At 71.3% G+C, this 8,314-nt stretch carries 9 protein-coding genes; 5 read left to right on the forward strand and 4 right to left on the reverse strand.

All coding sequences use genetic code 11. The features are described from left to right. The 3 genes from LW587_RS23275 to flbD form a co-directional block, all read left to right on the forward strand. Positions 1 to 435: FliH/SctL family protein (locus tag LW587_RS23275; protein WP_232631961.1), on the forward strand; the 435-nt coding region annotated here is incomplete at its 5' end. 19 nt (positions 436 to 454) lie between these two features. Beyond that, positions 455 to 802 carry a flagellar motor switch protein FliN gene (gene fliN / locus LW587_RS23280; protein ID WP_232631962.1) on the forward strand — a complete coding sequence of 116 codons (348 nt, stop codon included), beginning with the start codon at positions 455 to 457 and terminating at the stop codon, positions 800 to 802. A 163-nt stretch (positions 803 to 965) separates the two neighbouring features. Continuing rightward, positions 966 to 2,327: a sigma-54-dependent transcriptional regulator FlbD gene (flbD, locus tag LW587_RS23285; protein WP_232631963.1), complete on the forward strand. Its 1,362-nt coding sequence runs from the start codon at positions 966 to 968 to the stop codon at positions 2,325 to 2,327. Between the two features lie 121 nt (positions 2,328 to 2,448). Here the strand turns inward: flbD and LW587_RS23290 are convergent, their stop codons facing one another. The 4 genes from LW587_RS23290 to LW587_RS23305 form a co-directional block, all read right to left on the reverse strand. Then, positions 2,449 to 3,159, reverse strand: coding sequence for a di-trans,poly-cis-decaprenylcistransferase (locus tag LW587_RS23290; RefSeq protein WP_232631964.1), 711 nt, complete (start codon positions 3,157 to 3,159; stop codon positions 2,449 to 2,451). Between the two features lie 68 nt (positions 3,160 to 3,227). Continuing rightward, the gene (locus LW587_RS23295) at positions 3,228 to 3,611 is read right to left on the reverse strand and encodes a transcriptional regulator (RefSeq protein ID WP_232631965.1); all 384 of its coding nucleotides are present in this window, start codon (positions 3,609 to 3,611) and stop codon (positions 3,228 to 3,230) included. Then, positions 3,604 to 4,227, reverse strand: coding sequence for a hypothetical protein (locus tag LW587_RS23300; RefSeq protein WP_232631966.1), 624 nt, complete (start codon positions 4,225 to 4,227; stop codon positions 3,604 to 3,606). The genes LW587_RS23295 and LW587_RS23300 overlap by 8 nt, the downstream gene beginning before the upstream one ends. A 177-nt stretch (positions 4,228 to 4,404) precedes the next feature. After that, positions 4,405 to 4,887, reverse strand: coding sequence for a VOC family protein (locus LW587_RS23305; protein WP_232631967.1), 483 nt, complete (start codon positions 4,885 to 4,887; stop codon positions 4,405 to 4,407). A 146-nt stretch (positions 4,888 to 5,033) separates the two neighbouring features. On the opposite strand from LW587_RS23305, the gene uvrB reads away from it, so the two are divergent. Both uvrB and LW587_RS23315 read left to right on the forward strand, forming a co-directional pair. Continuing rightward, complete coding sequence (gene uvrB / locus LW587_RS23310) at positions 5,034 to 7,757, forward strand: excinuclease ABC subunit UvrB (protein ID WP_232631968.1); 2,724 nt, start codon at positions 5,034 to 5,036, stop codon at positions 7,755 to 7,757. 136 nt (positions 7,758 to 7,893) lie between these two features. Further along, on the forward strand, positions 7,894 to 8,193 hold the full coding sequence (locus tag LW587_RS23315; protein ID WP_232631969.1) for a hypothetical protein: 300 nt from the start codon (positions 7,894 to 7,896) through the stop codon (positions 8,191 to 8,193). Positions 8,194 to 8,314 lie beyond the last annotated feature (121 nt).

Below are 8,314 nucleotides of genomic sequence, written 5' to 3' on the forward strand. Positions count from 1 at the left end.
GTCGGGCTCGCCGCCGCCGGCCTGATCCACCAGTCGGATGCCCGCGACGCGGAGCGCGAGGCGCAGGCGCTCGCCTTCGCGACCGCCCTGGCGAAGCGGATCGCGGGCGAGGCCCTCGACGCGCGCCCGCTCGCGGCGGTGGAGGAGGCGGCCCGGGCGGCGCTCCGCCATCTTCGCGGCGTGCCCCACCTCGTGCTGCGCCTCAACGAGGGCCTCGTGGAGGAGGCCGAGACGCTGATGCGGCGGCTCGCCCGGGAGCACGGCTTCGAGGGCCGCCTCGTGGTGCTCGGCGAACCCGACATGCCGCCGGGCGACGCCCGCCTCGAATGGGCCGACGGCGGCGTGGTGCGCGAGCGCGCCCGCATCGAGGCCGCCGTGGCCCAGGCCCTGACGCCCCAAGCCCTGACGCCCCATCCCTTTTCCGATGACGCCTGACGATCCGAGGCTCGATCCGATGTCCCGCGACGATTTCAGCCTGCCCCAGCTCAACGAAGGCGACCTCCCCTACGACGAGGGCGGCCCCGGCTCGGTGCGCGACGTGCCGACCTCGCCCAAAAGCGCCGCCGACCTGGAACAGGTCTTCGACGTGCCGGTGGTGGTCTCGGCGGTGCTCGGTTCCTCGCGCATGCCGATCGGCGACCTCCTGCGGCTCGGCCCCGGCGCGGTGCTGGAGCTCGACCGCAAGGTCGGCGAGGCCATCGACGTGTTCGTCAACAACCGCCTCGTCGCCCGCGGCGAGGTGGTGCTGGTCGAGGAGCGCCTCGGCGTCACCATGACCGAGATCATCAAGAACGATCACTGATTTCCTGTTGTGCCGCCCGCGCGGCACGCCCGGCGGACGCCCGCCTCCCCCCCGCGCGCCCGGCGCCGTCACGATCCGGGGCGCGGGGGCCGGACGACGATGAGGGATCATCGCAGTCCGGGGTGGGCCGCCCCGCATCGAACGAGATTCCGGAGAACCCCTCATGCGGCTCCTCATCGTCGGACGGCTCTCGAGCGAGCTCGTCACCGCCTCGAAGATCGCCATGCAGCGGGGCGCCGCGGTGACCCATGCGGAGGGGATCGAGCAGGGGCTCGCGGTCCTGCGCGCCAAGGGCGGCGACCTCGTCATGGTCGATGTCGGGCTCGACATCGCCCGGCTGGTCCGGGCGCTCGCCGAGGAGCGCATCCGCACGCCCGTGGTCGCCTGCGGCATCGCCTCCGACGCCCGGGCGGCGGTGGCGGCGATCCAGGCCGGCGCCAAGGAGTACATCCCCCTCCCCCCGGATCCCGAGCTGATCGCGGCGGTGCTGGAGGCGGTGGCCGCGGATGCCCGCAGCTTCGTCTGGCGCGACGCCTCCATGGAGCGGGTGGTCAAGCTCGCCGAGCAGGTCGCCCGCTCGGAGGCCTCGGTGCTGATCACCGGCGAGAGCGGCACCGGCAAGGAGGTGCTGGCCCGCCACGTCCACGCCAAGTCGAACCGGGCGAGCCGGCCCTTCGTCAGCGTCAACTGCGCGGCGATCCCCGAGGCCCTGCTCGAATCCGAGCTGTTCGGCCACGAGAAGGGCGCCTTCACCGGGGCCGTGGCGCGCCGCATCGGCCGGTTCGAGGAGGCCCATGGCGGCACGCTGCTCCTCGACGAGATCTCCGAGATGGACGTGCGGCTGCAATCGAAGCTCCTGCGCGCCCTGCAGGAGCGGGTGATCGACCGGGTCGGCGGCTCCGCCCCCGTCCGGGTCGACATCCGCGTGCTCGCGACCTCCAACCGCAACCTCGCCGAGGAGGTCAAGAAGGGCACGTTTCGCGAGGACCTGTTCTACCGACTGAACGTCGTCCACCTGCGGCTGCCGCCCCTGCGCGAGCGCCCCGCCGACATCCTCGAACTCGCCGCCCATTTCGGCCGCAAATACGCCGAGACCAACGGGGTGCCGGTGCGGGCGCTGACCCGCGAGGCGCAGGGCCTCGTCACCCGCAATCCCTGGCGCGGCAACGTGCGCGAACTCGAGAACACGATCCACCGGGCGGTGCTGCTCGCCCAGGGGGCCGAGATCGGCGCCGAGGCGATCCTGAGCCCGGAGGGCGAATCGCTGAGCCCGTCCGGCCCGGTCGAGCGGGCGGCGATCCTCGCCGAGGCCGCCACCCGCGGCCTCGTCGGCCGCACCGTGGCCGATGTCGAGCGCGACCTGATCCTCGACACCCTCGACCATTGCCTCGGCAACCGCACCCACGCCGCCCGCATCCTCGGCATCTCGATCCGGACGCTCCGCAACAAGCTCAACGAGTATGTCGATGCGGGGGTGCCGGTGGCCGAGCCCGGTGGGGTGCGGGCGATGGCGGCCTACGGATAATCCCGGTTTCGAAAGGACACGTCCTTTCGTGGGTCCAGGGCAAAGCCCTGGTCGGCGAAGCCATCATGGGGCTCTGCCCCAGACCCCGCCAAAGGGACGATCCCTTTGGAATCGCGGGACTTTACGCCGCCACGGACACCTTGGGCGCGTTCAACCCGCCGAACCGCCGATCCCGCGCGGTGAAGTCGGAGACCGCCGCGGCGAGGTCCGCCTCCCCGAAATCCGGCCACATCCGGTCGGTGAAGTGCAGCTCGGCATAGGCCGCCTCCCACAGCAGGAAGTCGGACAGGCGCTTCTCGCCGCCGGTGCGGATCAGGAGATCGACGTCGCCCGCCTCGCCCAGGGCCGCGCTCATCGCCTCCCGCGAAAACCCCTCCGGCCCGAGCCGGGCGGCGGCGGCGAGGATCGCGTCGCGCGAGGAATAGTCGACGGCGATGCGCAGGGTCAGGCGGGTGCCGCCAGCGGTCGCGGCCTCGGCCCGCTCGATCGCCTGCGGGATGCCGTCGGGCAGGCGGTCGCGGCGGCCGATCACGCTGAGCCGCGTGCCGGTGCGGGCGAGCCGGTCGGTCTCGCTGCGCAGATAGGCCTTGAGCAGGCGCATCAGCCCGCCGACCTCGTCGGCCGGGCGGCGCCAATTGTCGGAGGAGAAGGCGTAGAGCGTCAGCGTGCCGATGCCGAGATCGCTCGCGGCCTCCGCCACCCGCTGGATCGTCTTGACGCCGGCCCGGTGCCCGGCCCCGCGCGGCAGCCCGCGGGCGCTGGCCCAGCGGCCGTTGCCGTCCATGATGATCGCCGCGTGGAGTTTTGGTCTGCGCTCGAAATGGCTTTGCATCGTAAAGCTCCCGGGCGGATGTCGGCCGATCAAAGAGGAATTTGGTTAAGATTCGATCGAAGCGGCGATCAGGCCGGCTCGGCGAAGCCGGCGGCGCTCTTGCTTCCGGCCGCGGCGTCCTTGCCCCCGGCGGCTTGCGCGTCGCGCACCACCTGCTCCAGCACCGCGAGGTATTCGAGGAAGCGGGCGCGGCCGGACGGCGTCAGCCGGCACAGGGTCTGCGGGCGGTTCTGGTCGTAGCCCTTTTCCAGGGCGACCAGGTCGGCCTCCTGCAGCACCGCGAGGTGGCGGCTGAGATTGCCGTCGGTGAGCCCGCACAGCCGCTTGAGATCGGGGAAGGCGAGGCCGCGGGGATGCGAGGCCAGCGAGGTCAGCACCGAGAGCCGCGCCCGCTCGTGGATGACCCGGTCGAGCCCCTCGTAGGAGAAGCGCGCTTCCGTCGCGTCAGGCATCGAGGCCTCCCTCGCTCTGGCCCGGCTGGCGGTGGATGATGATCGCGAGCAGCCCCTGGCCGAACGCGAAGGGCAGGCCCATCAGCCAGGGCGAGAGCTGGCGGCCCTCGCTCGCCAGCGCCAGCACGGTCAGGCCCGCGAGCAGGTACCACGCGCCGACGAGCTGGACCGGGCGGGGCAGGATGCGGGCGGAGGCGAACAGGCCGAGCCCGACCAGCACCTGCCACAGGCCCGGCAGCATCCAGATCTGGTCGGGGGCGAAGCGGGCGAAGACGAGTCCGAGGCAGAGCCCCGCGCCGCCCGCGGGCAGAAACCCCTCGATGGCGTTGAACACCATGGCGTCGGCGAGCCCCGAATGGACCCGGCGCGAGCGCCGCACCGCCTCGAAGCCGATCAGCGCGCAGGCCGCGGCGGCCGTGGCGATCCACAGGCCGAAGAAGGCGGCCGGTCGCCCGGTCGGATCGTCGAGGACCAGCGCCTGCCCGGCCGCCACCGCGAGCGCCAGCACGCCCGTCGCGGCCAAGGTCGCCGCCCCGAGGCCGCGGAAGGCGGTGTCGCGCGCGATCTGCATCCGGATCGCGACGATGTCGGCCAAGGCCCTGTCCAGATCCCGCATGGGGCGCCCCCTCCGAGGCCGACCGCGCTTTGTGACGCAAAGTACACGCGGATGCAGAGCCGTCAAGCCCGATGGCTCGGCCAGGGGTCTGCCAGGGGTCTGCCGGGGGTCTGCCGGGGTTCCGCCAGCGCTTGGCCCCGGCGACCCGCCGAACGGCGTCCCCATCGCAAACCCCGATCAGGTCTCCGCCCGCAGCCCCCTGAGGTCGAGCCGCCGGGTGACCATGGCGAGGCCGCCCTCCGAATCCCGCGGCCACTCGGCCTCCGGGCGGTCGCGGTAGAGTTCGACGCCGTTGCCGTCGGGATCGCTGAGGTAGAGGGCTTCCGACACGCCGTGGTCGCTCGCCCCGTCGAGGGGGATGCCCGCGGCCTCGACCCGGCGCAGGGCGTCGGCGAGCGCGGCCCGGTCCGGATAGAGGATCGCGAGATGGTAGAGGCCGGTGGTGCCGGGCGGCGGAGGCGAGCCGCCCGCGCTCTCCCAGGTGTTGAGGCCGATATGGTGGTGGTAGCCGCCGGCCGAGACGAAGGCGGCCTGGTTGCCGAAACGCTGCATCAGGGCGAAGCCGAGCACGCCGCAATAGAAGCCGAGCGCCCGATCGAGGTCGGCCACCTTGAGGTGGACGTGGCCGATACGGGCTTGGCGATGGATCGGCTCAGGCACGGGGCGCCGGCTCCGTTTTGACATCGCGAAGGTCGAAGCTTCTCACGATCGTCGGTGGTCGCGACGGTATTCGGCCCTTCGGGGCGCGGCAACACCGAACCCGGCCGCGTCTTCCGCCCGAGCCCGGTCCGGCCCATATTGGCCCCATGCCCGCACCGAAAAAGCCGCGCGCCGCGACCGCGCGGGCCGACAAGCCCGAATTGAAGCCGCTCGACGAGCATCTGGCGGCGCTGCTCAGCCCGGCGCTCAACCGCGACCGCATCCGGCCGGCCGAGCCCGTGCCGGAGCCGCCGCGGAAGGGGCGGGGCCGCGAAGGTGCGGCCAAAGGTGCGGCCAAGGATGCGAAGACGCGTGAGGCGACGGCCTATACGCGCGGGGCGCAGGACGGTTTCGCCGAGGCGCCGCAGGCGGGCTTCGCCGTGGGCGACGCGGCGCAGGTCGATCCGCGGCTCGCCCAGGCGCTCGGCCTGACCCCGCCCGACGGCGGGCCGGCCCCCGGCCCCCTCACCGAGGACGCGCCCTCGCTCGCCACGGAAGGCGTCTCGGCCACCGTCGAGGCGCTGGAGCGGCTCCTCACCGAGGGCAACCCGCTGTTCAAGAACGGCGAGGCCTGGGTGCCGCACCGGCCGGAGCGGCCGGCGAAGTCCGAGGGCGGATACAAGTTCACGCTGAAATCCGAGTTCACGCCCGCGGGCGACCAGCCGACCGCCATCGCGGCGCTGGTCGAGGGGGTGAAGGCGGCCGAGCGCGATCAGGTCCTGCTCGGCGTCACCGGCTCGGGTAAGACCTTCACGATGGCCAAGGTCATCGAGGCGACCCAGCGCCCCGCCCTGATCCTCGCGCCCAACAAGACGCTGGCGGCGCAGCTCTACGGTGAGTTCAAGAGTTTTTTCCCGGATAATGCCGTAGAGTACTTCGTCTCCTACTACGATTACTATCAGCCCGAGGCCTACGTGGCGCGCTCGGACACCTTCATCGAGAAGGAAAGCTCGATCAACGAGCAGATCGACCGGATGCGCCACTCGGCCACCCGGGCCCTCCTGGAGCGCGACGACGTCATCATCGTCGCGTCGGTCTCGTGCATCTACGGCATCGGCTCGGTCGAGACCTACACGGCGATGTCGTTCACGGTCAGCTTGGGCGAGAAGATCGAGCAGCGCCAGCTCATCGCCGACCTCGTGGCGCTCCAGTACAAGCGCATCCAGTCGGACTTCGCCCGCGGCACGTTTCGCGTGCGCGGTGATGTCATCGAGCTGTGGCCGGCCCACTTGGACGATCGCGGCTGGCGCATCGGCCTGTTCGGCGACGAGATCGAGTCCATCGTCGAGTTCGATCCGCTGACGGGCAAGAAGATCAACGAACTCAAATTCGTGAAGGTCTACGCCAACTCGCACTACGTCACGCCGCGCCCGACGCTGCAGCAGGCGATCAAGGGCATCAAGACCGAGCTCAAGCAGCGCGTCGAGGAACTGACCCGGATGGGCCGCCTCATCGAGGCGCAACGGCTGGAGCAGCGCTGCACCTTCGACATCGAGATGATCGAGGCCACCGGCGCCTGCAACGGCATCGAGAATTATTCGCGCTACCTGACCGGGCGCAAGCCGGGGGAGCCGCCGCCGACCCTGTTCGAGTACCTGCCGGACAACGCGCTCGTCTTCGCCGACGAGAGCCACGTCACCGTGCCGCAGATCGGCGGCATGTATCGCGGCGACTTTCGCCGCAAGGCGACGCTGGCCGAATACGGCTTCCGCCTGCCCTCCTGCCTCGACAACCGCCCGCTCCGCTTCGAGGAATGGGACGCGATGCGGCCGCAATCGGTCCACGTCTCGGCCACGCCCGGCAAATGGGAAATGGAGCGCACGCAAGGCATCTTCGCCGAGCAGGTGATCCGCCCCACCGGCCTCGTCGACCCGGTGATCGAGATCCGCCCGGCCCGCGCCCAGGTCGACGACCTCCTGGGCGAGGTCCGCGAGGTCGCCCAGGCGGGCTATCGCACGCTGGTGACCACGCTGACCAAGCGCATGGCCGAGGACCTGACCGAGTATCTGCACGAGAATTCCGTGCGGGTGCGCTACATGCACTCGGACATCGACACCCTGGAGCGCATCGAGATTATTCGCGATTTGAGGTTGGGTGCCTTCGACGTGCTGATCGGCATCAACCTCCTGCGCGAGGGCCTCGACATCCCGGAATGCGCGCTCGTCGCCATCCTCGATGCCGACAAGGAGGGGTTTCTCCGCTCCGAGACCTCGCTGATCCAGACCATCGGCCGCGCGGCCCGCAACGCGGATGCCCGCTGCATCCTCTACGCCGACCACATCACCGGCTCGATGGAGCGGGCGATGGCGGAGACCGAGCGGCGGCGGCAAAAGCAGCTCGCCTACAACGCCGAGCACGGCATCACGCCGCAATCGGTCAAGCGCGGCATCAGCGACATCCTCGAGAGCGTCTACGAGCGCGACCATGTCCGCGTCGATACGGGGCTCGCCAAGGACGCGATCACGGTCGGCCACAACCTCAAGGCCGTCATGGCCGATCTCGAGAAGCGGATGCGGGCCGCCGCCGCCGATCTCGACTTCGAGGAGGCGGCCCGGCTTCGCGACGAACTGAAGCGCCTCCAGGCGACCGAACTCATGGTCTCCGACGATCCCATGGCCCGCCAGGGCGACATCGAGCGCGAGGCCGGCCGCTATGGCCAGAAGGGCAGCCGCATCGCCAAGCCGACCCTGGACAATATGGGCCCGGGCACCGACCGCGAAGTGCCGGCTGGCGCCGTGCCCTGGCAGGAGCGGCCCAAGGCGCGCTCGACGCAAGGATTGGGCGGTCAGAAGCCTCGCTACAAGGGCGGCGGCGGGCGCAAGCGGGGCTGACGGGCCCCTTTTTGCGCGGCTTGGGCGGTGGGATGGGGGCGGCGCGGAACCTCGGCCGCAGGTCCTGGATTGGCTCGTCAGATCCCGCCGCGGGCCGCTCAGCGCCGGCCCCGGCAGCCGCACGACGGAGCCTCCGATGCGCCTCACCCTCCGGCATCCCCTCATGGCCGCGGCCCTTCTCGGCCTGACGGTCCTGCCCGGCGCCGCGCTGGCCCAGAGCGTGGCCGATCCCAACGACCAGCCCACCGCCGGCACCCTCCCCTCGGGCACCAGCACCCTGCCCCGGCAGGCCGCCGCTGCCGAACGCCCGACCGGCGACGTGCGGGCGCCGAGCGCGATCCGGCCCTCGACCTCCGTGGTCCCGGATGGCCGGATCACCCGCACCAATCCGATCGACCATCTCTCCGCGCGCTACCGTTCGAGCCGCGAGAACTGACGCGCGCCTCGGCCCGAGCGGCGCCCGAATGATCGATCGAACGACCTGATACGGGCTCCGCTTGATCAAAGCGGAGCCCGGATCAGGCAAGCCCGCGCGGCGTTTGAGCGAAGCCCAAATC

It is taken from the genome of Methylobacterium sp. Leaf118, assembly GCF_920984675.1.
Lineage (GTDB): Bacteria > Pseudomonadota > Alphaproteobacteria > Rhizobiales > Beijerinckiaceae > Methylobacterium.

Excerpts from the sequence above, each read along its gene's own strand:
- flbD (WP_232631963.1), top strand. The coding sequence starts at position 966 with ATGCGGCTCCTCATCGTCGGACGGCTCTCGAGCGAGCTCGTCACCGCC.
- LW587_RS23300 (WP_232631966.1), bottom strand. The coding sequence starts at position 4,227 with ATGCGGGATCTGGACAGGGCCTTGGCCGACATCGTCGCGATCCGGATG.
- LW587_RS23295 (WP_232631965.1), bottom strand. The coding sequence starts at position 3,611 with ATGCCTGACGCGACGGAAGCGCGCTTCTCCTACGAGGGGCTCGACCGG.
- fliN (WP_232631962.1), top strand. The coding sequence starts at position 455 with ATGTCCCGCGACGATTTCAGCCTGCCCCAGCTCAACGAAGGCGACCTC.
- LW587_RS23290 (WP_232631964.1), bottom strand. The coding sequence starts at position 3,159 with ATGCAAAGCCATTTCGAGCGCAGACCAAAACTCCACGCGGCGATCATC.
- LW587_RS23315 (WP_232631969.1), top strand. The coding sequence starts at position 7,894 with ATGCGCCTCACCCTCCGGCATCCCCTCATGGCCGCGGCCCTTCTCGGC.
- uvrB (WP_232631968.1), top strand. The coding sequence starts at position 5,034 with ATGCCCGCACCGAAAAAGCCGCGCGCCGCGACCGCGCGGGCCGACAAG.